This is a genomic window from Tildeniella sp., from assembly GCF_059505325.1.
Genome location: NZ_JCACKI010000058.1, coordinates 1 through 25,099 on the forward strand (window position 1 = coordinate 1; position 25,099 = coordinate 25,099).

Below are 25,099 nucleotides of genomic sequence, written 5' to 3' on the forward strand. Positions count from 1 at the left end.
GCTGACCGCTGACCGCTGACCGCTGACCGCTGACCGCTGACCGCTGACCGCTAACTGCTACAGAGCATGACAATACTTCTCACAATCCCTATGGATCTTCTTCCTCTGGCGTTTGAGTCGGTTCAAAAACGGGACAAAACCCGTCTGGAGTGACTTTGAATTCAAACAGGGGCGATCGCTGATTCCAGCAGCGCTGTCCGCGATAGTGACGGCAATTGCCACAGCAGTTCCGCAGGGGCGAGTTCCCGTCCATCCAGTCGAGCAGGCGATCGCTGGGGCGCAAGAGTTCCCGCTGCGGCAAACCACGTAGCACCAGTTCGTTTCCTTGCCAACGAGCCTCAATCAACCCGGTATCGGCTAGTTGCTGCCAGCGTGGGTCAGCCGTAATTGCCTCTGGTAGTGTGATGTTGACCAGCGTATTCAGTTCGGTCAGTTCACCTTCGTAGCTTGTATCAGGAGCCGCTACGTGCAAAAACGTCTCCCCGATCGGTAGTTCGACTAACGTGCCGATCGCAGGGGTATGGATGTGATAGCGGTTGTGCAGTTCTTCTAACCCCGCTAGATCGGCGAGGTAGGCGGGCGACCCATGCATGAACACGACATGCTGTGGACGCAAATTGTGGATCAATTGGGTCGTACCAGGACCATCGCAATGCTGTGCCAAAAGGTAGGTTTCGATTGAGGGAGAGGAGTAAGGAGAGAGGGGTGAGGGGTGGGAACGCCCTACTCCCCGCCTATAATGCGGCTCCTGCGGCTCTAAAATCAGCCATCCATCCGGATTAGCAGCATAGTACTGGCTCAGGTCTGCCGTTTTATCGGTAAGAACGATCGCAGGGCGCTGCTGGAGATTAATGCGTTGGTCTGGAGTGAGATGGCGCACACGAGGACGAACGCGCTCATCCCAAAAGAGCGACTGGTGACGGGCAAAATTTTGCACCGACGTTGGCAGGTGGGGCATGATCTCCAGGTAAGCATCACAGCCTGCGGCGACAGAGCCATCAACCCAGATATCGAGGTCACGCCCTGTAAAATTATGATGACTCCGCAACAGCATCAACAGCTCTTGCCCTAACCCTAAGGTTGAAGTCGGTAGGAGAATGGACTGTCGGCTGCCGATCGCCCGATCGATCCGTTCTGCCAGTTGGTTTTCTTGTTGACGGCGATGCGGATGCCGCGCTGTGCCGTAGCTGCCCTCAAGAATGAGCACATCCGGCGCAATGCCGCGTAACTCTTCCAACGGCATGCCTTCAACCAGACGTGCATTGGATAAGAAAAAGTCGCCTGTGTAAAAGACGGTGTAAGGACGCGCGGGGCGATCGTCCTCGGCAGCGGGCGTGTAAGTCAGTAAAAAGGCAGCCGCTCCCGGCAGATGTCCGGCTGGATACAGTTCGACGCTGAGACCATCAAAAAACTCGATCGGGGTACGCCAGGGCAAGGCGTGGCAGAAAAGCGGAAACGGAGTGAGCGCAGAGCCATCACTCATACTCTGGTCAACCTCAGAGCCGGGGATAACCTCAGATGTGTAGTCAGCCGCAGACCAATTCAGCGGCAGTAGCTGTGTAGTGACTTCACTCGCGTAGATGGGCAACTGAGGAAAAGCCTGATGCAGCGGCAGCAACCCTCTAGCATGGTCTGCGTGGGCGTGACTGCACAAGACTAGATCGGCAGGCGGAGTCTTTGCTTGAGCGAACGCCGAAAGATCAGTTAGCCCACAGTCCAGCAAAACGCGATACGTTCCGAGTGTGAGCAACAAACAGATGCCCTCATCCGCTTCTGTGCCATATGCCAGACATTCCAGTTCACTCACGATTGGGTCACTTTCTGTACTCGCAATCACCTAGTTTGCTGCTCACAACACGTTCAGTCTGCTGTTTGCGAGCCGTTATTACTACTTAAAAGGCACTACCCCTACAAGCGGCTGATTTCAACCAGGCTTGCAAGCAGAAGCTTGTACTCACGCCTCTCCATGTTGCTGCTGTTAGCGCCCAGGCACTTTGACCCTGCGATAGATGTAGCGGAAGCAAACGCTCTGTGTGCGTAGCCCTAGAATTAAGACTGGAACGTACTCTTCCAGTGAAGCGCTGGGGAAGGACTACGAGCTACCGCTAACCGCAGCCCGCTTATGCTCAGTGCGCTGAACCGTTGCCGTGGTAGTCATCAGAATCGTAGAAGCCGTTCTTTGTGCCAAAGAATAGACATGCCACTGTAAACACGGCGGTGAGAACGACTAGAACCAGTTTGACATCCATATTTTTATGTTCTCTTAACTTAAAGATGGGAATCGCGCGATCGCTGAACCTTAGATACTGACATTGAACCAGAAACTCAAGAAGATTCAAGCTAATGAATACTCGAAAAGCTAAAGCGTCTCCTCTAGAATCTGGAGTCCAACCTCTAGGAATTGTAAAACAGTCTCTTCACGATTCGAGCAATTCACAGCTTTTTGCAACAAATTTGGTCATTGATCCATCCTGGCTTGCCCGTCCATCCACAGCCGTTGCCCCTGATTTGATTGGCTGTCAGCTTGTGCGCCAAGTGAGTGAGACAGCACAGGAGCCTACCCTTTGGCGCGGATTGATCGTCGAAGCAGAGGCATATACACCCGGTGATCCTGCCTGTCATGCCTATCGTCGCCGCACCGATCGCAACTCGGTCATGTTTGGTCCCGCGGGCATGACTTACGTTTACCTCATCTACGGCATGTACCATTGCTTGAACATTGTGACTGATTTGGATGGTGTGCCCAGCGCTGTCTTGATTCGCGCCCTGCAACTAGAAACGATGCCACCGTGGCTTGATCACGAAACCGCTCAAAGCGACATTCGCCCCAAAACATTGAAGCCTCACCGTGTGGCGGCTGGTCCTGGTAAACTCTGTCGCGCCTTAAAAATTGACCTGAGCCTCAATGCTCAACCGTTGCAGCCTGGTCAACCGCTGTGGCTCGAACATCGTAGCCCCACGTTTCAGGAAGAGTTGGATCAAGGCGCGATCGCCCTGGTGCAAACCACTCGCATTGGCTTAACTCAAGGTGCCGATCGCCCCTGGCGCTGGTATTTGGCGCAGTGCCCAGCGGTGTCAAAGCTGTAGTTGAAAGCATCAAAGCTTTCGGTTGCTTTGATCGCCCTGTCCATCGGCATTGAGCCAGATCCAGTGGTCTTCGACATGGGCGATCGCGCCACCCGGAAAGGGATCGGTCTGAGTACGATTAGGCGCTGTGATCAGGTTGACCAGCTTTTCAATCTGGTCAAAGTTAGGAGCGCAGGGCAAAGTTTGCTGAAGAAATTGGCGCACGGTACGTCGTTGCAGTGCGAGGGCAGCGTGTTGCAGAAGCAAGCGGTTTAACCCTGGACGATCGGGATGCTGTGCCTGCTGAAGTAAAACAGTTGCTTGCGCTTCCAGGTACGCGACATCTGCTTGGAGCAGTTCTGCGGTTTGAGAAAGCGCCTGTTCCGTTTGTGGATTGAAGTGCGTTTGCAGGTATGGCAACAGCTCCCGACGAATGCGGTTGCGGGCATACGTCAGGTCATGGTTAGTTGCGTCCTCCCAGATGGGGAGCTGTGTTTCCTGACAGAACTGTCTCGTCTCAGCGCGAGTGAGACTGAGAAGTGGGCGTACTAACTGGATCTCAGGCGTGAGAAATCGCTTCCAGGTGAGTGCCTGCAAGCCATCGGCACCGCTGCCGCGTATCAGGTTGTAGAGGAGCGTTTCTGCACGATCGCTCGCGGTGTGCCCCGTGACAACGCAAGTGTACTGATGCTGTTGGGCGATCGCTACTAATGCTTGATAGCGCCATTCTCTCGCGGCTGCCTCGCTGGTGGCGACGACTTCAGCGGTTTGAACGTAATAGGGTACGTGCCAGCCGTGCGCCAGGTGCTGAATGTATTCGGCGTTTGCGTCAGCATCCGTCCGCCAGCGATGGTTGCAGTGGGCGATCGCCAGTCGCCAGCCCCACTTTGGCTGAAGGTCTAGCAGCAGCTTCACCAGACATAATGAATCTTGTCCACCCGAAACCGCAACCAGCACTGTCTGCCCACGTTTTAAGAGCTGCCGTCCTTTAAGCAACCGATGTAGATGAGCGTGCAGTGATGTCCAGAGACGTTTCGGTGTGCTCTGCATGAGGGCGTTGCACTAGAGTGGTTTGAGAGAAACCGGGTTTCTGAGAAGACATAAAAGATCGAACAGTATCTAGATAAGAAACCCGGTTTCTGCCTAAACCCTGTTTAATAGTCGTCGTCTACTTCGTCACCGTAGATATCGTCAACTTTGGGGCTAGGTTTCTCAGAACGACGCGGTTTATCGCGGGGCACATCCAGCATTTTAGGTTTGCCGACTTCTGGTGAAAACTCTAGCCGAAGGCGCACACGTCCACGCTGCCAGCCTGCGGTACCAAAACGGAGCGCTTCACAGGGTAGCCCTTCACCAAACCAGCCTTCATTATCGTCAGACCAGTCGCTTTCGCGATCGCTAATCGCCTGGGCAAGTGCATCAATAAACTCGCCGACTTTGAAGGTAGGATTCACCATCAACACTCGACCCACATTGATAAACAGCACCTCGTCATTATTCAGCGGTTCAAATTGGTTATCCATCATCTACTGTTGTGCGTCAAATCATTATAGGGAGGGTGAGGAGGGAATAAGACGTGTGAGGCGTGGGATGAGAGAGGCAAGAAAGTTTTAAGTGGCTCTTCCCCCTGCTTCCCTTACTCACCATTCCCTACTCCCTACTCCCTCGTTCAAAGAAACCAACCATAGCTATGGAGTCCCTTACCCAGCAAATTCACACCCAGATAGCAAACCCAGACGACCACGAATCCGGCGGCGGCTAAAAGGGCTGGGCGACGACCTTGCCAGCCTTTTGTGATGCGAGAGTGCAGGTACGCCGCGAAGACTAACCAGGTAATGAGTGCCCAGGTTTCTTTAGGATCCCAGCTCCAGTAAGACCCCCAAGCCTCGTTTGCCCACACGCCGCCAGCAATAATGCCGATCGTCAGCAGCGGAAAGCCCAGCCCAATGATGCGATAGCTGATATTGTCGAGCGTATCGGCAAGGCTCAAACGTTGGGGCGAGAGGGGTGCTGTAGCCGTTGCCGTTGTGGAGGGAGCGCTAAGCACTGCCGTTGCAGAGCCGTTTAACTCAGCTTTTGTTGTCGCCAGGTTAGTTGGCGCAAAGTTAGTGGCAGGCAAGACTAATTCGCCATCGCGACGGAGTTGGTAGGTACGATCGCGATACGCACCCGTACCGACTGAACTGCCGTGCAGCTCGATATTTTGACCGTATGTCACGACGAGAAACGCGATCGCCAGCAGCGAACCCACCATCAGCGTGGCATAGCTAAGCATCATCACGCTCACGTGCATCATCAGCCAGTTAGACTTCAGCGCAGGCACTAGGGGTGCAGAAGCTTGCATATCCGTTGGGAGGGTGAGCGCGGCGAAGGCAGTGATGCCCATAGCAACCGGAGCCGTCACTACACCCACAAGGCGGCTACCGCTCATGTTTTCTGCGACGAGATGGATCGTCGTAATGCCCCACGTCAGAAAAAATAGTGACTCGTAGAGGTTGCTGAGAGGAAAGTAACCAGCTTCCAACCATCGTGCTCCTAGCAGCGCTGCAATGCAAAGGTTGGCGATCGCCATCCCAGTTGTGCCCAACGTGGACAGATATGGTACACGAGGAAATGCTGCCCCTATCCAATAGACCAGGACAGTCGCAAACAGGATAGCGAAGGACGTGTTATCGAAAATGTTCTGTAGTCTGACCAAATCCATGCCGTAGTTTCTCCAGACTTTGAGCCAATGCCCTATACCTATCCTACGATTCTTGAGAATAGTTATGAGTATTAAGTTATGAATTTTAGTTGGATGTTGAGCTTTTTAGCGGTCAGCGGTTAGCGGTCAGCGGTCAGCGGTCAGCTATGAGCAGTCAGCGGTCAGCGGTCAGCGGTCAGCTATGAGCAGTTCGCACAACAGATTGCCTTCTGCCTTCTGCCTTCTGCCTTTTGCCTACGTTCGGCTGAGCGCTCACGTCGAAGCCTGCCCTCTGCCTCCTACCCCTCAAGGAGAAGGAACTGTAGGAATCTCTAGCGCTGGGTTATTGCCGGATGGTGCAGTGCTCGACGGGATAGTTGGGCTGGGCAGCGGTGCGGGTTTGCCTGCCTTTTGCAGAATCAGAGAGACATCGTAGCGCGTACTGCGATCGTCACTAATTGCAGCGGTCACACCGATCGAGCGAATGGCATCGATCGCGTTCTGATTACCCAACGGCAGTTGCGGCAGCGGTAGTTTCTTTGCCTTATAGAGATCTAAGTTGGCGAAGAAATTGCCATTATTAGGGTTAGGGTCAGACGGTACGCTGGCTTTGAAGACTGGGCTGTCGGCTAGAGAGGCAGAAGGCTTGGGCACAATGGCGTTGACTACAGGAACGTTCGGTGAGCCAAGCGCGATAAACGTTACGTTGTCGCTGAGCCACCCATGCGTTACCGAAAACCCGATCGCGGGCAATGACCAGTTGGTGATCGGTTGGTCACCTACTTTCGACGCTTCCACCTTGAATTTATACTTTTCTGCCATCGTCTGGTCTAGTTGCTTCAGGGTTGCCTCAGTGGCACGGCGATCGCTCGACTGCACCATCAACAGGAGATTGAACGGCAAACCAGTTGGACTTCCCTCTGGTACCCCCACCATCGCCAACGAGAATTCACCGTTCATCCACGCGAGAAAGTCTTTGTCTAAATCCATGTTGATGGTTGACTTGAGCGCGTTTTGCAACCAATCGGGTGAGACTGGCGGCAAGGCAAGGTTGATTGCCGTTGCGCCCTGGCTATAATTCTGCCAAAACTGCTGTAAATTACCGCCTGATGCCATCACCAGCGTGTCTGACGATAGCCGACCCGGCATTGTTTTGGCTCGATTCTCAACTTGATACGTCTTCTGGCTGTCGGGCTTGTACCAGGTAATGCCCTTTAAACGCACACCCTCCGATTCCAGGCTTAAGTTTGCAGCGACTCCTTGCGTTTGTGACAGTTGAGCCGCATTCGGCGCTGCTGCCTTGCTTGAGTTGGCTAACGAAAAGGCAGTAGCGGCTGGATAGTTGAGATACAGCCGCCCAAACGATTGAGCCGTTTGAATCTTACCTAACGCTTTGGTGTAACCGGGTGTTGCTTTCAGCGCACTTTGCCCTTGCTCACCCTTATAAGTATCGATCGCTCGATCCATCGCTTTTGGATCAGTCGTAACCACCAGGAGTTTGCCATCAAACACGGTGGCTGAAAAATTTTCGGGTTTGCCCTGCGTCTCCTTAATCTGGAAGCCTTTGTAGGTGCGATCGACCAGTTTACCTGCCGTTTGCGATCGGGGCTTTTCTAGTAGTTGCTTTGCCTGTAGTGGATTTTGAATGGGCAAGACTACAATTGCCATCGGCTTTGGCAGCGTTGCAGGTGCTGAGTTTGGAGCAGCAGTCGGTGCTAAAAGGGCAATACTCGCTTCTTTCCCAATCCAGGGCTGGATATCTTTCTCGTAGTCGTAGCCGTTGGCAGTAAGGAGGCGATCGCGCAGTTGCGCCAAATTTTTATCAAATGCCGCCTGACTTTGAGGTGTACCGAACTCGCGCAGTTGCTGCCATTGACCAGGGTTAGTCGAAACCGAAAGCGTCATCAGCGCATCCTGTGGGATGACTTCTGCGCCAACGGGTAAATCTCCTGAACCAATCCCCCCTTGAGTCAATGCCCAATAGGCAGCACCACCCCCACCAACCAACAGCACAGCAGCACCAAGCGGGAGTAGTAAGGACGGCTTCTTTTTCTTGATCATGGGGAGAGGGCTTTCCTAATTAGACAGCACGAGCAATGCCCCTGCCACTTTAACAAACCTAGAGCGGAACGGGTGAGGAAGATTAAGTGAACGTTGCAGAGGAGTGGGGGAAGCAGGGGGAGCAGGGGAAGATGGGGGAGCAGGGGGAGCGGGGGAAGATGGGGGAGCAGGGGGAGCGGGGGAAGATGGGGAGCGGAGAAAGATGGGGAAGATGGGGAAGTATTTCTTTTGCCTCCCTTGCCCCCTCTGCCTCCCTTGCCCCCTCTGCCTCCCTTGCTCCCTTGCCCCCTTGCCCCCTTGCCCCCTTGCCCCCTTGCTCCCTTGCCCCCTCTGCCTCCCTGCCTCCTCTTCTAACAACTAACCACTCCATACACCGTATCCCGCTGCTGATAAGGGCGATCGAGCGAGGCGATCGCTCCTACTAATGTCTCGACTTCCATGCAGGTACCACCTTGTGCGCCAGCCATGCTAGTAATGTGTTCTTCCATCAGCGTGCCGCCAATATCGTTACAGCCCCAGGTCAGTGCTTCGGTTGCGCCAGTCAGCCCTAGCTTGACCCAACTGGGTTGGTGGTTTGTAATCCAGCGTCCCAGAAAAATGCGGGCAACCGCCATTAATTGCAGCGCATCCGCAAGGACAGGTTGATCGCGTCCTACACGACGACGCAAGGGTTTGGGTGCTTCCTGTCCAACGAAGGGTAGCAAAATAAATTCTGTGATGCCGGGATAGCCTTTGGTGAGAGACGACTGCTGGAGCGATCGCAACAACTCCAAATGCCGCATCTGTTGCTCTGGCGTTTCGATGTGTCCAGATAGCATCGTGCTCGTGGTGTGTAACCCTTGCTGATGAGCCAGTCCGACAATTTCTAACCAGGTTGCCGTATTAATTTTCTCTGGACACAGCACACGCCGCACATCGTCGTCCAGCACTTCTGCTGCGGTTCCTGGCAGTGAGTTGACCCCGGCATCCCGCAGAGCCGCAATGACTTCGGCATAGCTCAAATCGTCTTCTCTGGCGATAAACTGCACTTCTTGAGGCGAAAACGCATGCAGATGGAGTTGCGGGAATTTGTCCTTGAGAGTCGTAACAATGCGTAAATAATAGGATAGGGATGAACCGTTCAGCGTTGCTTTCGGATTCAAGCCGCCTTGCATACAGAGTTCGGTTGCACCACGCTGGACGGCATCGGTTGCCTTCTCTACCAGTTGCTCTAGCTCCAGCCAGTAGGCTCCTTCATCACCTTCGTCACGCCGGAACGCACAGAAACTACAGTGCTGTTCGCAAATATTCGTGAAATTGATGTTGCGGTTGATGATGTAAGTGACGGTATCACCGGACTGCTGCTGTCGGAGCTGATCGGCTGTCTGACGAATATGGACGATCGCGTCTGGCGATCGCGCCTTCAGCAATCTCACCCCGTCTTCCCACGATAGGTCATGACCATCCAGGGCGCGATCGAGAATACCTTCAACCGTTTCAGTAAGCACAGGGCATGACAAACGACTACAGTTCTCATTGTGACAAGGGATTGGCGCTTTGAGGCTGCAAACTAGAGAAAGGACGATCGTTCGTCACGCCCTTATCTGCTTCAAACCATGCCCGATCGTTTTCACACAGCCGCCCGCGTCCCCTTTCTCCCTCATCGCGAGTTAATCGAGGAACTCGATTTGATGATCCGGGCGCGGTATCCCTTGCTCTACATTGTGGCGATCGAAGAAGAACCCGTTGAAGCGGTTTTACGCCAGGTAGCCGCCAAAGTGCAGCCAAACCGGAGTGTGCTGCTGTGGGATCTTGTGCGCGGCTGGAATGACAATGGCGTAGCGAAAGGCAGTGTGATGGCAGCACTCGATCGCATCGCCAAAGCACCCGCAGATGGAGATGCCATCTTTGTCTTGTGTGATCTCCATCCCAGCTTAAAGAACGCCAGCAGCGATAAAAATGCTCCAGTGGTACGAGAGCTGAAGAACCTTGCAAAAGACCTCAAGCGCACTCGTAAGACAGTCGTGTTGCTCAGTCACACCCTTGAACTGCCAACGGAGTTAGCTGAAGCCATCACCGTTATCGATTTTCCCTTACCCAATGTTCAGGCGATCGACCATCTGATTTCGCAACTGGTTGTACCAGAAAAGCTAAACGTTACGGGTCTGGCACGCGAACAATTGGTCAAAGCGTGTCAGGGCTTAAGTGAGACACGGATTCAACGCGTTTTGGCAAAAGCACTGGCAGCCAGACAGCAAGTCAGTGAAGCCGATATTGCAGGTGTTTTAGAGGCGAAGCAGCAGGCAATCCGGCAAACCGGGATTCTCGAATTCTTCACGGTGCGAGAATCGCTCAAAAGCGTCGGTGGGCTAGAAAACCTGAAGCGCTGGGTGCAGATGCGGCAGGATGTGTTTACCGAAGAAGCACGACGCTACGGCATTCGCAATCCAAGGGGCGTTTTGCTGGTTGGCATTCAAGGTACAGGCAAATCGCTGTCAGCAAAGACGATCGCCCACGAATGGCGACTTCCTCTACTCCGGCTGGATACGGGACGGTTGTTTGGCGGCATTGTCGGCGAAAGCGAAAGTCGGGTGCGCCAGATGATCCAACTTGCGGAAGCGATCGCGCCCTGTGTGCTGTGGATTGACGAAATCGACAAAGCCTTTGGTAACATCAACAGCGGCTCAGACGGCGATTCGGGCACCAGCCGTCGTGTCTTTGGCAGCCTCATTACCTGGATGCAGGAAAAGTCCAGCCCTGTCTTCATCGTCGCCACTGCCAATAATGTGCAGATTCTGCCTGCCGAACTGCTCCGCAAAGGTCGCTTCGACGAAATCTTTTTTCTGAATTTGCCCACCGAGCCAGAGCGCCAGGACATCTTCAAAGTGCATCTGCAACGCTTGCGTCCGACCCGTTTACGCGAATTTGACTGCGGGTTGCTGGCGCGACAGGCAAAAAACTTTAGCGGTGCCGAAATTGAGCAGGTCATCATTGATGCCATGCATCAGGCATTTGGTCGAGGCAGCAGTGGACAGCGGCAGGACTTTACCACCGAAGACATAGTACGATCGATCGAAGAAACCGTTCCCCTCGCCGCGATCGCCCGTGACCAGATCGAGCGTCTCAAACAGTGGGCAGCCGAAGCAGGCGCGCGCACTGCCTCACAGGACGTGCAACTCGTCGAAGAATTAAAGCGACTCACGATTCGACGAGGCATTGAACCGATCAAGGGAGCCGGGGAGGCAGGGGGCGCTGAGGGAGCCGGGGAAGAGATTTGAGTTTTGATTGGTAAGAGCACATTGATTGAGTCCCTCTTGCCCTCCTCGTTCCCTTTGCTTCTTCTAATTCCAGTTTCGCTTGCCTCCTCTGCTCCCCTTGCTTCCCCTGCCTCCCTCACCCCTTACCCTTCTGCCCCATGTCCCACTTCACAGCCATCAAAACTCAAATTAAAGATGCCGAGGCGCTAGTAAAAGCGCTAGCGGATGTGGGTTTCAAGCAAGTAGAAGTGCATGAAACGGCTCAGCCTCTCTATGGCTTTCAGGGCGATCTGCGATCGCAGACCGCAGAAATTATTATCCGGCGCAAGTATGTGGGCGGTGCCAGCAACGATATTGGTTTCCAACGCCAACAGGATGGAACGTTTGAGGCGATTATTTCAGAGTACGATCGCCGCAAATACGCTCAACCGTGGCTCAATCAGGTAATGCAGCGCTATGGCTATCACGCGCTCATGGCAACAGCACCCGCACAAGGTTTTACGGTAGAAGAAGAAGAGGTGCTCGCAGATGGCACCATTCGAGTCGTGGTTGGCAGATGGATATAGCATAGATCCGACTCGGCTTCACAACGCTTCCATACCTGATTGACTAACAAATCTTTTACCTGTGGCGGTTGAAACCGCTGCTATATAAGCAAAGTCAACCTTCGCTGACTACTGACGCTATCATCGAACCCGCGAAGGCGGGTTTTGTCTCTGTAGACGTGGCTTCTAGCCGCCAGCATTCAGAGTTTTGTCAGTCAAGCAGGCTTCCACACTTAAGCTGCCTTGGCATTTTCTTGGTTCAACAGCGGAAACCCCATTGCTTCCCGCTGCTTCAAATAAAGCTGTGCCACCTGCCGCGCCAAGTCCCGAATCCTACCGATGTAGCGCGTCCGTTCTGTCACCGAAATTACACCCCGCGCATCCAGCAAATTAAACGTGTGCGAACACTTCAACACATAGTCAAACGCAGGCAAAACCAACTCTGTTTCCATCAGGCGCTTTGCTTCCTGCTCATAGAGCTTGAAGCACGTAAACAGCAACTCCGGGTCTGAAGCTTCAAAGTTGTACGTAGACCCTTCAATCTCTCCCTGCAAATGCACATCGCCATAGGTCAGTGCGTCGTTCCACTGAATGTCAAAAATCGAATTCACGCCCTGGAGATACATGGTTAGCCGCTCCAGCCCGTACGTAATCTCGATCGACACCGGGCGACAATCAAGACCTCCACACTGCTGAAAATATGTAAACTGCGTCACTTCCATGCCATCCAGCCATACTTCCCAGCCCACACCCCAAGCGCCAACCGCTGCATCCTCCCAGTTATCTTCTACAAAGCGGATATCATGATCCTCTGGTTGGATGCCCAGCGCTCTCAAAGAGTTCAAGTAAGTCTCTTGAATATCATTCGGTGATGGCTTAATTAACACCTGATACTGATAATAGTGCTGCACCCGATTCGGGTTCTCCCCGTACCGACCATCTCCTGGTCTCCGACAGGGTTCCACATAGGCAACAGACCATGGCTCAGGTCCGATCGCCCGTAAAAATGTATGCGGGCTTTTTGTTCCTGCTCCCTTCTCAGTATCGTACGGTTGAACGATCAAACAACCACGATCGCTCCAAAACTGATGTAGAGCCGCAATGACAGACTGGAAGTTCACAGATTTCCTCGAATATGTACTGTCGCTTCAACACCAGTTCATTATTGCTTAAATCAGAGTACGCGGTAGGAAAAGTGGTAAAGATGAAGCAATTTCTGGATCAGCGATCGCATTGACTGAAATGGCGATCGCACATTTCGGATCGGCGATCGCAGTTGTTAAGTGAGCGATCGCAATTGTCAGATTAGAGACTTCAATTATCGGACTGGTGCTTTCATTGATCGAATGGGTCATTGCAATTCCTGGATCGATGATCGCATTGATTGAATTGGCGATCGCATTTTCCGGATCGATGACCTCACTTATCGAATGAGCGATCGCTAATCCAGGATCAGTGAATTCATTGATCGAACGGGCAAGCGTAAACGATACCAGGTTAAACAGACCTCGTGACAGATCTTGCCCCGAACCGATCCCCCTCAGTCGTCCTTATTAAAGGGGATGCCGGAGGCAGGGGGATCGCATGTGTTGCATTCACCAATCAAATTGGTATTAGCCCACGATGCTTTTTGGGGCTTCTGGGATTGGGTTCAACCTTCACGTGCCGTTCTAGCCCTCTAGCAAAGAGAAAAATTGATCCGACAAAGATGAGAACGGCTCCAACGGCAATGCCCAAAGCAGATTGAGCAGAATCGCCGAACATCTTAAACAGGATTTGAGTAACAGCGTTGCCTACAACGGCGAGAAAAACGGAGCCAAAGAGAAAGGGCAGCAGGGTTTCAGGGTTGAAGAAAATCTGAGCGATTTTAGACTGGTTAAGGCGCATGGGGTGATTGGGAAATGGGGTGTATCGGAGATGCTGCCCAAAAAGATATTTCTACAACCACGGTTCAGTGCCCCAAGTACGCTGGAGTCCGTTAGCTTTAACGGCATCAGTGAATGCCTTAAGTTGATCTGTTCCTTCTCGCTTCCAGGGGGCGCGATCGCCATGAAACACAGTCACAATTTCTAGATACTGGTTGTCTCCGATCGGCAACATCCGATGCCAAACTGAGCTTGTGTTTTGAGGTGGATTAAACTTTTTTGGATGTTCTTTGTGCGGATTTCTACCGCCGATCGCGGGTGTTGTCTTAAAAATTTCATCGTGAAAAAGCTGCACCACTTTGGACTGCTTGACTGGTTCACTGCTGCTGTAAACCGCTACACATTTGGGATTCCAAGCCTCTCGCCACTGGTTGAGAGGAATCGTTTTAGACGAGCTCTGGTAGATTTCACACTGACAACAGAGCAAAAAGTCTTTTAACTGTGCTGTGGTGCTGATGTTGATCCAACCGGAGTCGAGACACTCCCAATGACAGCCGATCTCAAACTTATTCTGACTATATGTTGGATAAAACTTTTCGTGTGATACCCTACGCCAAGCTTTACCAAAGCCGCCCATGATGTAAGCAAAGCGCAGAACTTGTTGAACAAAATAGCGGTCAGTTTCCGATACTTGAATGTGTAGTGTCCCTTGAGTTGAATAAGTTGGATTTCGACCTTGAGTGTTGTAAGTCGGTTTTCTACCAGACTCCCAAAAAATCTGCACAGTTCCTGGAGCATTCGTACTTCCAAAAAGATCGTCAACAGTGCTTCTGACACTATTCTCATTCCCACAGCACCCTGCTAGCAACCGCATAATATGACCTCTTAGAGTCGCTTTGAAGAGATTAGGTCGAAACTCTGGCTCTTTGTTGAGCAAAACGGAACTGACTCCAGATCCCTTGAAGCGTACATGAATAGCGTTTTGATAGGACAACTCTTGCTGTTGAGCATAGCTTGGTTTTAATGCCGCCTCTGAACTCAAACCATACCCTGTACTGGTCTTACCGCCTAAGCCTCGTCTAAGTGCTTGACGTAACAACGTGTCTACTTCTTGCCAGTTAATTTGAGAGCGACTGCTAAACTCAAACAAGAATGTTGGCTCGTAGAAGCTAATCAGCGCGATCGCAGTAGTAGTTTCTTTACTTGTGTCTTTTGTTACAACCTGTCGCTCTTGCTGAGGATGTACCAAATCAACTATGCAGTAACGGGTTGCAGACACCCTTTGCCCATCCTGTAATACAGGAACTTTTTTCTTCCCTGTCCAATCTCCGATCGGGTAAGCTCCGTGAAAGCGTAATTTCCCAGGTTGGTCTCCATTCCCGCAATACCAAATTTTTTGCTCCTCGTTGCAGGCTCGACGAAACAGACCTTTCACGCTACTACCTGGGATACAGGGTATGCCATTCTTCCCTAACACAGGTCGTGGTATGCTATCGCGCCCACAGTTACTAAACACACGTCCTGAGAACTTAATCTTCATGCGATAAGTCAAACTATCTTGCCCCAGCGTGGATTCTGGTAACTGATAAGGCTGCTGATCGTCCTTAGGATCAGTCCATTCTTGTACCCAGGTATCTAAATCCTCTAATTCTGCAACATACTGCAAGCTACAGCGCTTATCGACCTGTGCCTGATACATTTTCGGGATCTTAGGGAATTGCTGACTGTTATTCATACTGTTTTACAAAGGTTAGCTGTCACAGAACCAAGCTGGGCTACGAAGACTATTTGTAACGCTGGGTCCACCAAACGAGAGAATTGCAAAATTGAGTCAGCACAGCTAGAGCAACTTGTTGATCATCGCGGTTCAATTTCCACAATTCATCCGCCATTGCATTAACGTTTTGATGCTTTGGCAAGTGAATCTCAGTCTCACTGAGGATATCGACCAACCCGTCCCAGGTTGCTTTCCAGTAAGCTGACTTTTCTGGTTCTTTCTCTTCGAGACGTAAGTGTTCACCCCAAAACCGCTCTAGTCCATAAGCAACGGCTTCTCGCATCTTGTAGGATTCTTTGATTGATTGTTCACCTTGATCTTTAACCAGTCTCCGTGCACGTAGATCTAATTCATAGGATTGCCAGGTCATTCGTCTGTTGCTCCGACGCTAAAGTATTTTCCTGCCAAGGTCACATTGCACCGACCAAAGCCGATCGATTCCAAGCCACCGAAATACAGTTCTTTTCCTAGACTTTTCTGTACAGCTTGCTGCTGTCCATCTGTGATCGCCTGCCACTCAGTAAACTCTAGGGCGGTGAGCCAGTCTTCATGCTTCGCCTGCTTTTCTTTCACAGCAATTGGAAACACTAAAATGCTGCCTTCGGGCAGAGCTTCGACATTAAAAAATGCTTTGTCATCCACTTTTTTCTCGTCATCAGCCAGTTTTACCCGCGTTTGGCGGTAGAGAGACATTTCATGGATGATGCCAATGTCTTTATCGTCTACGACAACCAGGTTGTCGGGTGGAGCACTGAGTCCTTTAGGCACCCAATTCTCTGCCAAGTCCGTGACAGCTTTTAAGTTTTTCAGAAAACCTAAGTTGAAAAAGAGGACTCTGCGCGGTTTCTGCAACTGAACGTTGTAGGGATTAGGAATTCTAATTTCTGGGGGTATTTGGGCAATCTGCCGATAGCGCCGCAGTAGTCGAGGGCAGGTAATCCAGACGACTGGCTGACCAGGGCAAAAGACTGGGAGCCAGACCAACGAAGCATATTCAAATTTAATCAAGGCTTCCGTGGTGCTGTCTGTTTTTCCTGAAATGGCTTCATGCCCGTAACAGTCATTCGATAGTGCGCTGTCAACAACCCGCATATCGGCTCGAAAGCGTCCTCGAATGGAGCTACCGGGGATAATGCCAGTCTGGGTGAACTGATCGCGAAAGATGAGATTCAGGTTGCCTGTCTCCTCACCAGCGCTGGCTCCCACATGCAGTGGAGCTAGAGTTTCAATAATGCCGTAGGCTTTGTGATACATGATTCTTTGAGACTTTGTAGTTCGTAGAAGATGGGAGAGTTACTGGGCGATCGCCTCTTTTTCAGAAGGGTCAGCACTAGAGAAAGCAACTGCATTCGGTAAGGGCAGTGCTAACCCACAGCCCCAGCGTTTGAGAGACACCCCTTCTCGTGGAAACCAGTTTGGGTCCCAGTCTTGCCAGGGCTGTTGCAAAGGCTGTTTGAGCACGTATACACTTCCAGCAGGCACGGCATAGCGTCCGCGAGACAGAAGTTTGGGCTGATTGGTCTGATGAATCTTATTTCCCTGCTCATCCTTGCGATCGCCCAGACGATAGCGGAATGGAATTGGGCGCTCGGTTAGCAAGGCTTCTGTTGACCAATCTGTAATCTTGTGAGCCTCATCGTAAGCCTGGTCATCAACGGCTGTCTGATGTCGTTGAACATCCCCTTTACAAAGGTATTTTGGTTCCCGATAGGAGAGACGGTTAGAACCCCAAATAGCAGGCGTGATCAAGGCGAACTGTCTACCAACAGGTTTTTTCAGCAAATTTTTGACAGAAGTCGAGATTGCTTCACACCGAATATCAACCATGTGTCCTTCACCACCAAAACGATACCAGGAGTCTTTAGAGTCTTTAGGCAATTCATGACTGGCAAGATAGACCAGACAAGCATCGGGATGAAGCTGAATGGCATTTTCTAGAAACAAACTGCCGCGATCGTTGTCCACATCAACTCGACGCTCATCTTCTTGCAAGCGGGGATGCAAATGGGGCAAGGGTTTCCAGGGAGCTTTTTCAAGCTTTAGTCGATGTAGAGATGCTTGATTACCAGACATCAATCGTTTCCAATGTCGAATTGCAATCCAGGTTCCTGCCTCAAACTTATCGGTAGGTGATTCCCTATTTTCATCAAGCCAGCAAAGTTCTCCAGTTTTTGGGTGAGGTTGCCAGGTCAGCTTATAGAGAATTCTGCTGTCCTTAACCAGGTAGTTACGCGGTGTAGGAATATAGAAGTTGTTTGGATGCCTGCTCCAAGCCCAGAAGGGACCCGCGATGTAAAAATCATCCCGTTTCATCCAGGTTTCGCCATAGGCTGCGGCAAACAGCCCAGACAGAGTGGCGGCGCTGGGAGGAAAACTGGTGCCCGATCGCCCCACCAGATTCTCTGGCGATAGAAACTTTCCAGCGCTGCCGTAGAGCAAGCCCAGCGGCTCGATCGCAATCAGGAATTTGAACATAGGTGAAACCCTACTTTTGCCAAATTAATAATCCAGTCGTTGAGGGCATGGATGACTTTGGGTTCATCGAGTTCCGTGGTGTTGTCTTTGAGGTAAGGTTGGCGATTGCCCAGGATGCCAGTCAGCGTTCGGTTGCCGTGACTATCAAACCGATCGTCTCCTTCGTAGAGGTTCCACCAGCCGTCTTGATTGAAGTCCAATGTTGCCGCATTCATCAGATGGTAAAACTGTTCTTGGTCGTCGTCCTTCCAGTAACCATTGTCGGGATTATTTTTGGGCTTGAAGTAGACGCGCAATAGACCGATCGCCACCTCTGCCTGATTGCCCTCAAAAGCGTGACGGGCATCGAGCACGGCAACATCGTTATAAACGTGTGTCCAATTCTGCTCTCTACCACGATCGCGGTAGTCTTGCAAAACGGGCAGAAACCGCCACGGACAAACCCACTCTAAATGCGTACCGCTGTTGAATAAAATTCGTAGGGCAAGCCGATCGCGACCCCTGCTTTTAGCAGACTGCTCTGCTTCTCGGCAATGTTGCAGCACTTCCCGTTGGGGTACGTTGGGTGCTGCCCAGACAAAGCCAACGCTGACATTGATCGGTTCACCATGCGAGTTCCAGGTGTCAGACTTAAAGCGGTAAAAAAACTGTTCCAGGCAGTCCTTTGGTGTCAGCGGTTCATCTGGTGGATTGCGGAAGAGTACACCCAGGAAATCATCGCCGCCAGCGTAGACGATGCGACCATCGCGATCGAGTGTTCTTCGAGTTTTGCTTGGTTTGGGCAAGGCGTTTTTCAGTTTCTTCCCCCATTTCCGCATGTTCTGACTAAAGCGATTCAAGCCCTCTGCATCCAGCGTTTGCAGGTAGGTACCTGCCTGATCGCCATCTCCTTGAAACCAGCCTGTCCAGCGTTTTGCTTCCTGACGATCAACCTCTTCAGGCTCCATACCTTCTGGCAAATCATCATCTTGCCAGCGATTGAGTGCTCGGAATGATCCAGGTGGTTCAATCGCAGGCAGGCGATCGGTAATCTCAGCAACAGTGACTAGCCGCTTCACCAGTTCGGGAATGCTGAGTTGCTCCCGTGGGGTAATCATGGCTTCCTGCACCCGCTCACTCAAGCAGTGGTAAAACGCTTGAATCTCAGTCTCCTCTGCCCGATGATTGCGGTGCTTGGGATTTACTTTACGACTCATGCCGGGGTAGGCGATCGTATCTGCACCCGACAAGGATGAACTTTCACCCGTCCAGTTGATGCCAATCCAGGCACGCGATCGTTTGACTTCGTTTAAATGCTGTCGTGCCTCAGCGATCGTCGTGCCAGTTGCCCAAAAGAACTCCCAGGCATGGCGCGTCCACAGCGACCAGTCGCGTCGCCAGCAATAGTCAAACTGCTTGCCATCCGAAGTTTTCACCTCCTGTTCAATCCAGCCCTGACAGGTTTGCATGATCACTTTCCAGGCATCATTAAACGCATCTTTAGCCGCTTGTTCGGGAAATTCTCCCGCGATCACGAGTTGGTTGGGAGTGCCCTGAGTCTGGCTGATCAAAGCTGGAGAGATGACTGGGTAGCCTAAGATGGCAGGCTTAATCGGTTCGTTAGTAGGGTTAAGATGCTTTCTGGCAGCTTGACAAACAGCATTTGCCAGGTAGGAAAGAATAAAGGAACTGCCGTACAAATCGCGGAGCTTACGAGACTTTTCGATAAAGCCCTGAACGGGGGCAAAAGTGATAGCGGTAATGATTTCAGTCATAACGAACATCAAGTCGGAAGTTGGAACTTGGATGGTAATGCCACTACCTGGATGAGCCAAGCCCAAATGGGTTGTTCGCCGTTATAACACTGAATCTGAGGAAGCCTTTGACTTTACTCTATTCAAATTTAGATTTCCGTTCGATCGCGTAAGGTATGAGCGACATAGGCTGCATCGACAACCGTCCCAATCAGCCGGAGCGTAAAGTTAGCCGGGGTGGAGTAACGGGTTTTCTGCCCCAATTCGTTGACCTCTGGATAATGACCGATCACATAAATAACGAGGACAGAGCGATCGAAAAGCCGATCTTTGATCTGGGTCAGGGTCTTTTTGATGTCTTCGGGGGAAGAATTGCAGTTGACCAGATCCAAAACGGTGACATCGGTTTGAGGGCGGTAGTTGTTTAACCCAAAGCGAGGACGAATGAGAAAACCGCGATCGCGCAGAAGAGTAAATTCTAATGGCAGTTGAATTTCTTGAGCCGTTGGCAGGAGGTAGTCAACTTCTACCAGACTCACAATATCTTCTCGGGTTAACACGCGCTCCAAATTATCCACCCGTCGCTTCAATGTTCTGGAAATCGACCGTTCAACTTCCTGTCGCACCTGGGTTTCGATTGTTTCTTTGGCTTCTTTAAGCGTTTTGCCGTAGAGGAAAAAGGCGATCGCTCCCAAAATGCCAAGCACAGTGGTGAGAAACACCAGCACCAGATTAACGGTTGTGGTAAACGACTGAAAACTGCCAGCCAACCGGGAGTTCGCATCCTTGAAAAACTCTAATTGTGCTTGCAGTAACGTTACATCAAGGGCGGGACTGGGTTTGACTGTGGGAGAAGGAGTTTGGGCAATCAGGAAGGGCAGTATTTGTCGCCAAAAGAATAGATGAAAGTAAGTCATGGTTGATGGACTTAGTTCGGAAGACAGGTTCATTTCATTCTGCACTGGAAGAATGAAGATCGTGCAACAGGCGCTACTGCAAGTCCTGCATCCACTGTTGGAACCCAAGTTTGAGGTGTGTAGTTTTGCCTATCGTCCCGGTCGATCGCATCTGATGGCAGTGCGGCAAGTTGGGTTATGGCGCGATCGCGGCTATGACTGGGTACTCGATGCTGACATTGTGCAGTACTGAGTTTGTCGCTGGCGGAGGGTCTCAATCCCTATTTGGGCAATCTGCATGGAGCAGAACGACCCAAAGCGTATCTGGCGTTTGATTTGATGGAGGAGTTTCGATCGCCCATTGTAGACACCCTGGTGATGAAGCTGGTGAACCAGAAGATGCTCCGCCCAACCGATTTCACTTGGCCCACAGAAACGGGGGGAGTGTATCTGGCTGAACCTGCCAGACGCTTGTTTTTGAAGCAATTTGAAGAGCGCATCTCACTGAAACTCGCCCATCCCGATGTGAAGGAGCAGGTGTCGTATCGTCGCGCAATTCAGCTCCAGATTCAGCGCTATACCAAAGCGGTGTTGGGTAATGTCCCCTATGAAACGTTTGAGCGGGTGATTTAAGGGGATGGGGAGAGAGGGGGATGGGGTGTAAGGAGCTAGGGAGGTGGGGAGTACCGGAGATAAGGGGGTTAAGAGAGACGGGGTGTAAGTTATTTTTTGGGGGAGAGGCACCATTTGTTGGAGTTGTTGATCAGGTTGACAAGTTTGCCGAGAATTTGATCATAGCGGCGGAAAAGTTCTTGTCCAGTTTCTGGAGTCAAATAGCCACATTTGACGGCGAATTCCAGCCAAACTTGGGTTTCAGTGGCTTCTGCCTCAGAGTCGCTCAGTTTTGCTATAAAGGCTGCCTCATAGCGACGTTTACGCCATGCCTCACCCAGATTGGCACAAACTGAACGGGAAGAGCGCCTCATCTGATCGCTAAGCGAATACCGTTCCTCAACCGGAAATTTTTTCGATAGCTCAAAAATTCTCATCGCCGCCTCAAACGCAAGCTCGTAGACCTCCAAATCCCGATGACTCCTAACAAAACCTCTCTCCATCCGCCTCTCCACTGATCTCTCAATCTCTTTCTCCTCAATAGAATACCCATCCCACCTCCCCATCTCCCCATCTCCCCATCTCCCTACTCCCCATTCCCCACTCCCCACTCCCCACTCCCATGCTGGTACTCATCGTCTACGATATTCCTGATGACAAACGACGACTAAAGTTAGCAAATTTTCTGGAAGGCTATGGTCGGCGAGTGCAATATTCTGTCTTCGAGTGTTTTATTAGCCTGGAGGAGATGCGTAAACTGCATCAAACGGTGAAAAAACGGGTGAAGCCAGCAGAAGATAATGTTCGCTTTTACTGGCTTTCTCAAGAGGCTGTTTCGAGAGTGTTAACGATCGGTAGTTCGCTTCCAGAACCACCGCCGAATGCCTACATCATTTAAATGGAAATATTATTGGTGTTCTGTGTTTTCTCTTTTTCCCTAACAGAAACTCAGCATTGCTCCACAGGTCGGCAGATCGCCACAACCCGCATTGATTCGTTGCCCTCTGTGGATGCCACACAGGGAGGGCGTTTCTAGCCCTAAAATCGGTGACGTGCTAACGTAAAGGCAGGCGCGAACTGTGCCAAATTACCCCTATGGAGTTTTATCGTCTGGAACTGCTTCTAGGCGCGGGCTTCAGAAGGGTGCCTTTACCGATTAACCCAAATCGGATTAGTTGGAAACACGGGACAAGTCCTTGCAAAAACTGCTGCTGGTTCGTTGCTTTACCGATTAACCCAAATCGGATTAGTTGGAAACCTTTGTGCCACTGGCTCCAGCATTGGTTGAGCCCAGATCTCTTTACCGATTAACCCAAATCGGATTAGTTGGAAACTGTTAAACCTGTACTCTTTCACTTTGGGCTTGAGGTAGGCACTTTACCGATTAACCCAAATCGGATTAGTTGGAAACGCACTGTTGACGCTGACGGTAAACGATTTTACGTAGGGATCTCCCGTCACCTTTACCGATTAACCCAAATCGGATTAGTTGGAAACACAACGTGGTTGCCGTCACTTGCTCACCGAAGCTGAATCTTTACCGATTAACCCAAATCGGATTAGTTGGAAACGTTTGAAGTAGATTGAGTTACCACAATAGATAGTGGTGTTTCCTCTTTACCGATTAACCCAAATCGGATTAGTTGGAAACCACAAAAGGTGATAATCCTTCCTTGATTATTTCGCGCCTTTACCGATTAACCCAAATCGGATTAGTTGGAAACACAACTAAAAACAAAACAACGAAACCTTGAGCTTCGACTTTACCGATTAACCCAAATCGGATTAGTTGGAAACCCTTTTCTTTCAACCACTGTTTGACGGCAGACACATCCTTTACCGATTAACCCAAATCGGATTAGTTGGAAACACGATGTCTTGAATCGTCCGATACAGCGCTTCGGAGAGCTTCTTTACCGATTAACCCAAATCGGATTAGTTGGAAACTCCGTTCTGAGATAAAACATTGCTTAAACTGATTTTTACATTCTTTACCGATTAACCCAAATCGGATTAGTTGGAAACTTCTCTTTCAAAGAGATTATGGCAGCTTCCACTTCAGCGACTTTACCGATTAACCCAAATCGGATTAGTTGGAAACTTTTCAAGTACTGCCTCGATCGCCGCTTTCGCTTTCTGAACTTTACCGATTAACCCAAATCGGATTAGTTGGAAACGATTCAAAAAGGAAGTGCCAGAACAACGCACTAAACTGACGCCTTTACCGATTAACCCAAATCGGATTAGTTGGAAACAGCATGAAACAAATTGGGGCTTTTACCGCTGTGCCAGATCCTTTACCGATTAACCCAAATCGGATTAGTTGGAAACGTCCGACAGCAGTTACGAAAAAATTAATCCTCGCTTGCCTTTACCGATTAACCCAAATCGGATTAGTTGGAAACCTCCGCTGATGTCGCCTTGGGCGTAGGCTGTGAGTGCTTCCTTTACCGATTAACCCAAATCGGATTAGTTGGAAACCTTTTCCTGAGGCAATGTGAGTGTAGCTTTGACGTAAACCTTTACCGATTAACCCAAATCGGATTAGTTGGAAACCCGTATCCGTTTTGCACTTGTTTCGTCAGCGGCTGTTGCTTTACCGATTAACCCAAATCGGATTAGTTGGAAACCTGCTGTAACGGTCTTCCGTGGCAAGCGCGATCGCTTCTCTTTACCGATTAACCCAAATCGGATTAGTTGGAAACTTTCGCAAATCCGAATCACGGATCAATTTTTCTTCACTTTACCGATTAACCCAAATCGGATTAGTTGGAAACCAGGAGCTAAGAAAGAAGAGGGAAGACAGAAGACAGAAGGAAGAATTGCACTCTGAATTTCTTCTCTTTTCCTTCTTCTCTTTTACCTCCCTGGCGGTTACCACAACCCTCTCACTGCATTGGGCGGGGCAAGATTGGGAAAAGGCTGACCTGGATAGAGCGTTTGGTCGCTTTGTTTAATGTTTGGCATTCCAGGCAGTTGCTCGGCGTAGCCTTCAAACAATTCCCCGTCAGCAACCTGTTGTACTTTTCACGGGTGATGGTTTGAGTGGGTTCTAGAGTGCCATCGGCGCGAACCAGAACACGATCCGCCCGCCCTCAACGCTAATGCCGTGTTTGGCTGCTGCCACTGCTGGGTTGGGATAGACGGCGTATGTATGCCGGAGTAACAACAATTCAACGTCCAGAGCACTGCCCCCTGCTCTTTGGTATTCGAGCAATCAGAGCTGAACGTTTTAATCACCTTATGCGCTCAATCTTGCACCAGAAAACAAACCTTCCTTTCTTTCCTTAAAAAAGGAAAACTCCGAAAAATCACGGGTTTCATACAAATAATCTCGAAGCTACCGTAGAGATTCAACGTTTTCAACCCAACCTTCTAAATAAGGGGTATCTATACATGACTCTGAGAACTCGTGGCTCCGCTGCCCTCGACAAAGCTCAACGCCGTCTTGCAAACCTCAAATCCATTGATGAGACGCTCGATCTGGGACACGGACTGACCATCGCCGCTTACTCCGAACTGATCAATACCACTCGCGCTGCTATGGATGCCCATAACACTCTGGTTTCCAGGATTGATGAGTCCCGCCGGAACCTGACTGCGATCGAAAACACCCTCTCCGAAATGTCCGGCAATATGCTCAGCGGCATCGCAATTCGCTACGGCAAAACCAGCACTCAATACAGCAAAGCTGGCGGCTCCATTCGCAAAAACAGAAGCTCGTCAACTCAATCCGCCGCTACTTTCTCCGCTAAAACAGTTCCGATCGCTCCTTCAGCAGAAACAAATGGAGCTGCCAACGGCAGAGGTAGCCAAGCGGTGCCGAGCTGAACGGGTCGGCGATGTCAGAGTGATTGTCTGGATGGACTATTTGACTAGAGCGATCGTTTGAGGGTGGGCGATCGTTTGAGGGTGGGCGATCGTTTGAGGGTGGGCGATCGTTTGAGGGTGGGCGATCGTTTGAAGGGGCGATCGTTTGTAGGGTGGGCGATCGTTTGAGGGTGGGCGATCGGCACTGACCGTAGCTGATTCGATAGGTAAAATCCAACCCAGGAGACACTTCCAGCCATTCTTCCAAAAAAAGCGAACAACCCCCTTGACACCTTCCCATGCTTCCCGTTATATTGGCTAAGCGGTCGAGGGAGCAGGG

The 25,099-nt window shown here is 50.9% G+C and carries 25 protein-coding genes and 1 CRISPR repeat array; of the genes, 7 read left to right on the top strand and 18 right to left on the bottom strand.

What is annotated here, in order from left to right; translation table 11 throughout:
* Positions 1 to 88: 88 nt before the first annotated feature.
* The gene (locus AC5JO6_RS20525; RefSeq protein WP_496082900.1) at positions 89 to 1,837 is read right to left on the bottom strand and encodes an MBL fold metallo-hydrolase; all 1,749 of its coding nucleotides are present in this window, start codon (positions 1,835 to 1,837) and stop codon (positions 89 to 91) included.
* Positions 1,838 to 2,126: 289 nt separating this feature from the next.
* Entirely contained in the window at positions 2,127 to 2,249 is a 123-nt protein-coding gene (locus AC5JO6_RS20530; RefSeq protein WP_496082924.1) for a DUF8629 family protein, read from the bottom strand.
* 94 nt (positions 2,250 to 2,343) lie between these two features.
* On the opposite strand from AC5JO6_RS20530, the gene AC5JO6_RS20535 reads away from it, so the two are divergent.
* Positions 2,344 to 3,087, top strand: a complete 744-nt coding sequence (locus AC5JO6_RS20535) for a DNA-3-methyladenine glycosylase (protein WP_496082901.1) — start codon at positions 2,344 to 2,346, stop codon at positions 3,085 to 3,087.
* A gap of 9 nt (positions 3,088 to 3,096) precedes the next feature.
* Here AC5JO6_RS20535 and tilS read toward each other — a convergent pair whose 3' ends face one another.
* The 5 genes from tilS to cofH form a co-directional block, all read right to left on the bottom strand.
* Positions 3,097 to 4,116, bottom strand: coding sequence for a tRNA lysidine(34) synthetase TilS (gene tilS, locus AC5JO6_RS20540; RefSeq protein WP_496082902.1), 1,020 nt, complete (start codon positions 4,114 to 4,116; stop codon positions 3,097 to 3,099).
* Between the two features lie 104 nt (positions 4,117 to 4,220).
* A complete protein-coding gene (locus AC5JO6_RS20545) occupies positions 4,221 to 4,592 on the bottom strand; it encodes a KGK domain-containing protein (RefSeq protein ID WP_496082903.1) in 372 nt (123 codons plus the stop codon).
* A gap of 143 nt (positions 4,593 to 4,735) precedes the next feature.
* Positions 4,736 to 5,770, bottom strand: coding sequence for a c-type cytochrome biogenesis protein CcsB (gene ccsB / locus AC5JO6_RS20550; RefSeq protein ID WP_496082904.1), 1,035 nt, complete (start codon positions 5,768 to 5,770; stop codon positions 4,736 to 4,738).
* Between the two features lie 285 nt (positions 5,771 to 6,055).
* Complete coding sequence (locus tag AC5JO6_RS20555; RefSeq protein ID WP_496082905.1) at positions 6,056 to 7,810, bottom strand: DUF3352 domain-containing protein; 1,755 nt, start codon at positions 7,808 to 7,810, stop codon at positions 6,056 to 6,058.
* A gap of 350 nt (positions 7,811 to 8,160) precedes the next feature.
* Positions 8,161 to 9,297: a 7,8-didemethyl-8-hydroxy-5-deazariboflavin synthase subunit CofH gene (gene cofH, locus AC5JO6_RS20560; RefSeq protein ID WP_496082906.1), complete on the bottom strand. Its 1,137-nt coding sequence runs from the start codon at positions 9,295 to 9,297 to the stop codon at positions 8,161 to 8,163.
* 108 nt (positions 9,298 to 9,405) lie between these two features.
* Between cofH and AC5JO6_RS20565 the strand changes: the two genes are divergently transcribed.
* Positions 9,406 to 11,067 (top strand): AAA family ATPase, encoded by a 1,662-nt coding sequence (locus AC5JO6_RS20565; RefSeq protein WP_496082907.1) that lies wholly within the window; start codon positions 9,406 to 9,408, stop codon positions 11,065 to 11,067.
* Positions 11,068 to 11,204: 137 nt separating this feature from the next.
* The gene (locus tag AC5JO6_RS20570; protein WP_496082908.1) at positions 11,205 to 11,612 is read left to right on the top strand and encodes a DUF1257 domain-containing protein; all 408 of its coding nucleotides are present in this window, start codon (positions 11,205 to 11,207) and stop codon (positions 11,610 to 11,612) included.
* A 212-nt stretch (positions 11,613 to 11,824) separates the two neighbouring features.
* Here AC5JO6_RS20570 and glyQ read toward each other — a convergent pair whose 3' ends face one another.
* The 9 genes from glyQ to AC5JO6_RS20615 all read right to left on the bottom strand — a co-directional run bounded on the left by glyQ (position 11,825) and on the right by AC5JO6_RS20615 (position 20,358).
* Entirely contained in the window at positions 11,825 to 12,712 is an 888-nt protein-coding gene (gene glyQ, locus AC5JO6_RS20575) for a glycine--tRNA ligase subunit alpha (RefSeq protein WP_496082909.1), read from the bottom strand.
* 48 nt (positions 12,713 to 12,760) lie between these two features.
* Positions 12,761 to 12,946 carry a hypothetical protein gene (locus AC5JO6_RS20580; protein ID WP_496082910.1) on the bottom strand — a complete coding sequence of 62 codons (186 nt, stop codon included), beginning with the start codon at positions 12,944 to 12,946 and terminating at the stop codon, positions 12,761 to 12,763.
* A 247-nt stretch (positions 12,947 to 13,193) separates the two neighbouring features.
* Positions 13,194 to 13,478 (bottom strand): hypothetical protein, encoded by a 285-nt coding sequence (locus AC5JO6_RS20585; protein WP_496082911.1) that lies wholly within the window; start codon positions 13,476 to 13,478, stop codon positions 13,194 to 13,196.
* A 51-nt stretch (positions 13,479 to 13,529) separates the two neighbouring features.
* Complete coding sequence (locus tag AC5JO6_RS20590; RefSeq protein ID WP_496082912.1) at positions 13,530 to 15,191, bottom strand: RAMP superfamily CRISPR-associated protein; 1,662 nt, start codon at positions 15,189 to 15,191, stop codon at positions 13,530 to 13,532.
* A 49-nt stretch (positions 15,192 to 15,240) separates the two neighbouring features.
* Positions 15,241 to 15,603: a hypothetical protein gene (locus AC5JO6_RS20595; protein ID WP_496082913.1), complete on the bottom strand. Its 363-nt coding sequence runs from the start codon at positions 15,601 to 15,603 to the stop codon at positions 15,241 to 15,243.
* Positions 15,600 to 16,487, bottom strand: a complete 888-nt coding sequence (locus AC5JO6_RS20600; protein ID WP_496082914.1) for an RAMP superfamily CRISPR-associated protein — start codon at positions 16,485 to 16,487, stop codon at positions 15,600 to 15,602. Before AC5JO6_RS20600 ends, AC5JO6_RS20595 begins: the two co-directional genes overlap by 4 nt.
* A gap of 39 nt (positions 16,488 to 16,526) precedes the next feature.
* Complete coding sequence (locus tag AC5JO6_RS20605) at positions 16,527 to 17,708, bottom strand: type III-B CRISPR module-associated Cmr3 family protein (RefSeq protein WP_496082915.1); 1,182 nt, start codon at positions 17,706 to 17,708, stop codon at positions 16,527 to 16,529.
* Positions 17,693 to 19,462 (bottom strand): Cas10/Cmr2 second palm domain-containing protein, encoded by a 1,770-nt coding sequence (locus AC5JO6_RS20610; protein WP_496082916.1) that lies wholly within the window; start codon positions 19,460 to 19,462, stop codon positions 17,693 to 17,695. The genes AC5JO6_RS20605 and AC5JO6_RS20610 overlap by 16 nt, the downstream gene beginning before the upstream one ends.
* A gap of 128 nt (positions 19,463 to 19,590) precedes the next feature.
* Positions 19,591 to 20,358, bottom strand: a complete 768-nt coding sequence (locus AC5JO6_RS20615; RefSeq protein ID WP_496082917.1) for a Cas5 family CRISPR-associated protein — start codon at positions 20,356 to 20,358, stop codon at positions 19,591 to 19,593.
* Positions 20,359 to 20,410: 52 nt separating this feature from the next.
* Here AC5JO6_RS20615 and AC5JO6_RS20620 point away from each other — a divergent pair, with 52 nt between their 5' ends.
* On the top strand, positions 20,411 to 20,590 hold the full coding sequence (locus AC5JO6_RS20620) for a hypothetical protein (RefSeq protein ID WP_496082918.1): 180 nt from the start codon (positions 20,411 to 20,413) through the stop codon (positions 20,588 to 20,590).
* A gap of 2 nt (positions 20,591 to 20,592) precedes the next feature.
* Positions 20,593 to 20,970: a CRISPR-associated endonuclease Cas1 gene (gene cas1, locus AC5JO6_RS20625; RefSeq protein ID WP_496082919.1), complete on the top strand. Its 378-nt coding sequence runs from the start codon at positions 20,593 to 20,595 to the stop codon at positions 20,968 to 20,970.
* Between the two features lie 89 nt (positions 20,971 to 21,059).
* On the opposite strand, the gene AC5JO6_RS20630 is transcribed toward cas1, so the two are convergent.
* Positions 21,060 to 21,452, bottom strand: a complete 393-nt coding sequence (locus AC5JO6_RS20630) for a four helix bundle protein (RefSeq protein ID WP_496082920.1) — start codon at positions 21,450 to 21,452, stop codon at positions 21,060 to 21,062.
* Between the two features lie 119 nt (positions 21,453 to 21,571).
* Here AC5JO6_RS20630 and cas2 point away from each other — a divergent pair, with 119 nt between their 5' ends.
* Together cas2 and AC5JO6_RS20640 are read left to right on the top strand one after the other, a co-directional pair.
* Positions 21,572 to 21,847 (top strand): CRISPR-associated endonuclease Cas2, encoded by a 276-nt coding sequence (gene cas2, locus AC5JO6_RS20635; RefSeq protein WP_496082921.1) that lies wholly within the window; start codon positions 21,572 to 21,574, stop codon positions 21,845 to 21,847.
* A 249-nt stretch (positions 21,848 to 22,096) separates the two neighbouring features.
* Positions 22,097 to 23,726: direct repeats of the CRISPR family, unit length 36 nt; unit sequence CTTTACCGATTAACCCAAATCGGATTAGTTGGAAAC.
* A gap of 619 nt (positions 23,727 to 24,345) precedes the next feature.
* A complete protein-coding gene (locus AC5JO6_RS20640) occupies positions 24,346 to 24,780 on the top strand; it encodes a hypothetical protein (protein WP_496082922.1) in 435 nt (144 codons plus the stop codon).
* Positions 24,781 to 24,824: 44 nt separating this feature from the next.
* On the opposite strand, the gene AC5JO6_RS20645 is transcribed toward AC5JO6_RS20640, so the two are convergent.
* Positions 24,825 to 25,099 (bottom strand): hypothetical protein (locus AC5JO6_RS20645; protein WP_496082923.1); only part of this gene is annotated, 275 nt, incomplete at its 5' end.

Excerpts from the sequence above, each read along its gene's own strand:
- AC5JO6_RS20620 (WP_496082918.1), top strand. The coding sequence starts at position 20,411 with ATGAAGATCGTGCAACAGGCGCTACTGCAAGTCCTGCATCCACTGTTG.
- AC5JO6_RS20580 (WP_496082910.1), bottom strand. The coding sequence starts at position 12,946 with ATGACCCATTCGATCAATGAAAGCACCAGTCCGATAATTGAAGTCTCT.
- cas2 (WP_496082921.1), top strand. The coding sequence starts at position 21,572 with ATGCTGGTACTCATCGTCTACGATATTCCTGATGACAAACGACGACTA.
- AC5JO6_RS20530 (WP_496082924.1), bottom strand. The coding sequence starts at position 2,249 with ATGGATGTCAAACTGGTTCTAGTCGTTCTCACCGCCGTGTTTACAGTG.
- AC5JO6_RS20565 (WP_496082907.1), top strand. The coding sequence starts at position 9,406 with ATGCCCGATCGTTTTCACACAGCCGCCCGCGTCCCCTTTCTCCCTCAT.
- AC5JO6_RS20535 (WP_496082901.1), top strand. The coding sequence starts at position 2,344 with ATGAATACTCGAAAAGCTAAAGCGTCTCCTCTAGAATCTGGAGTCCAA.
- AC5JO6_RS20555 (WP_496082905.1), bottom strand. The coding sequence starts at position 7,810 with ATGATCAAGAAAAAGAAGCCGTCCTTACTACTCCCGCTTGGTGCTGCT.
- AC5JO6_RS20570 (WP_496082908.1), top strand. The coding sequence starts at position 11,205 with ATGTCCCACTTCACAGCCATCAAAACTCAAATTAAAGATGCCGAGGCG.
- AC5JO6_RS20585 (WP_496082911.1), bottom strand. The coding sequence starts at position 13,478 with ATGCGCCTTAACCAGTCTAAAATCGCTCAGATTTTCTTCAACCCTGAA.
- AC5JO6_RS20615 (WP_496082917.1), bottom strand. The coding sequence starts at position 20,358 with ATGACTTACTTTCATCTATTCTTTTGGCGACAAATACTGCCCTTCCTG.
- AC5JO6_RS20595 (WP_496082913.1), bottom strand. The coding sequence starts at position 15,603 with ATGACCTGGCAATCCTATGAATTAGATCTACGTGCACGGAGACTGGTT.
- AC5JO6_RS20640 (WP_496082922.1), top strand. The coding sequence starts at position 24,346 with ATGACTCTGAGAACTCGTGGCTCCGCTGCCCTCGACAAAGCTCAACGC.
- tilS (WP_496082902.1), bottom strand. The coding sequence starts at position 4,116 with ATGCAGAGCACACCGAAACGTCTCTGGACATCACTGCACGCTCATCTA.
- AC5JO6_RS20605 (WP_496082915.1), bottom strand. The coding sequence starts at position 17,708 with ATGTTCAAATTCCTGATTGCGATCGAGCCGCTGGGCTTGCTCTACGGC.
- AC5JO6_RS20590 (WP_496082912.1), bottom strand. The coding sequence starts at position 15,191 with ATGAATAACAGTCAGCAATTCCCTAAGATCCCGAAAATGTATCAGGCA.
- AC5JO6_RS20545 (WP_496082903.1), bottom strand. The coding sequence starts at position 4,592 with ATGATGGATAACCAATTTGAACCGCTGAATAATGACGAGGTGCTGTTT.
- AC5JO6_RS20630 (WP_496082920.1), bottom strand. The coding sequence starts at position 21,452 with ATGGAGAGAGGTTTTGTTAGGAGTCATCGGGATTTGGAGGTCTACGAG.
- AC5JO6_RS20600 (WP_496082914.1), bottom strand. The coding sequence starts at position 16,487 with ATGTATCACAAAGCCTACGGCATTATTGAAACTCTAGCTCCACTGCAT.
- AC5JO6_RS20610 (WP_496082916.1), bottom strand. The coding sequence starts at position 19,462 with ATGACTGAAATCATTACCGCTATCACTTTTGCCCCCGTTCAGGGCTTT.
- ccsB (WP_496082904.1), bottom strand. The coding sequence starts at position 5,770 with ATGGATTTGGTCAGACTACAGAACATTTTCGATAACACGTCCTTCGCT.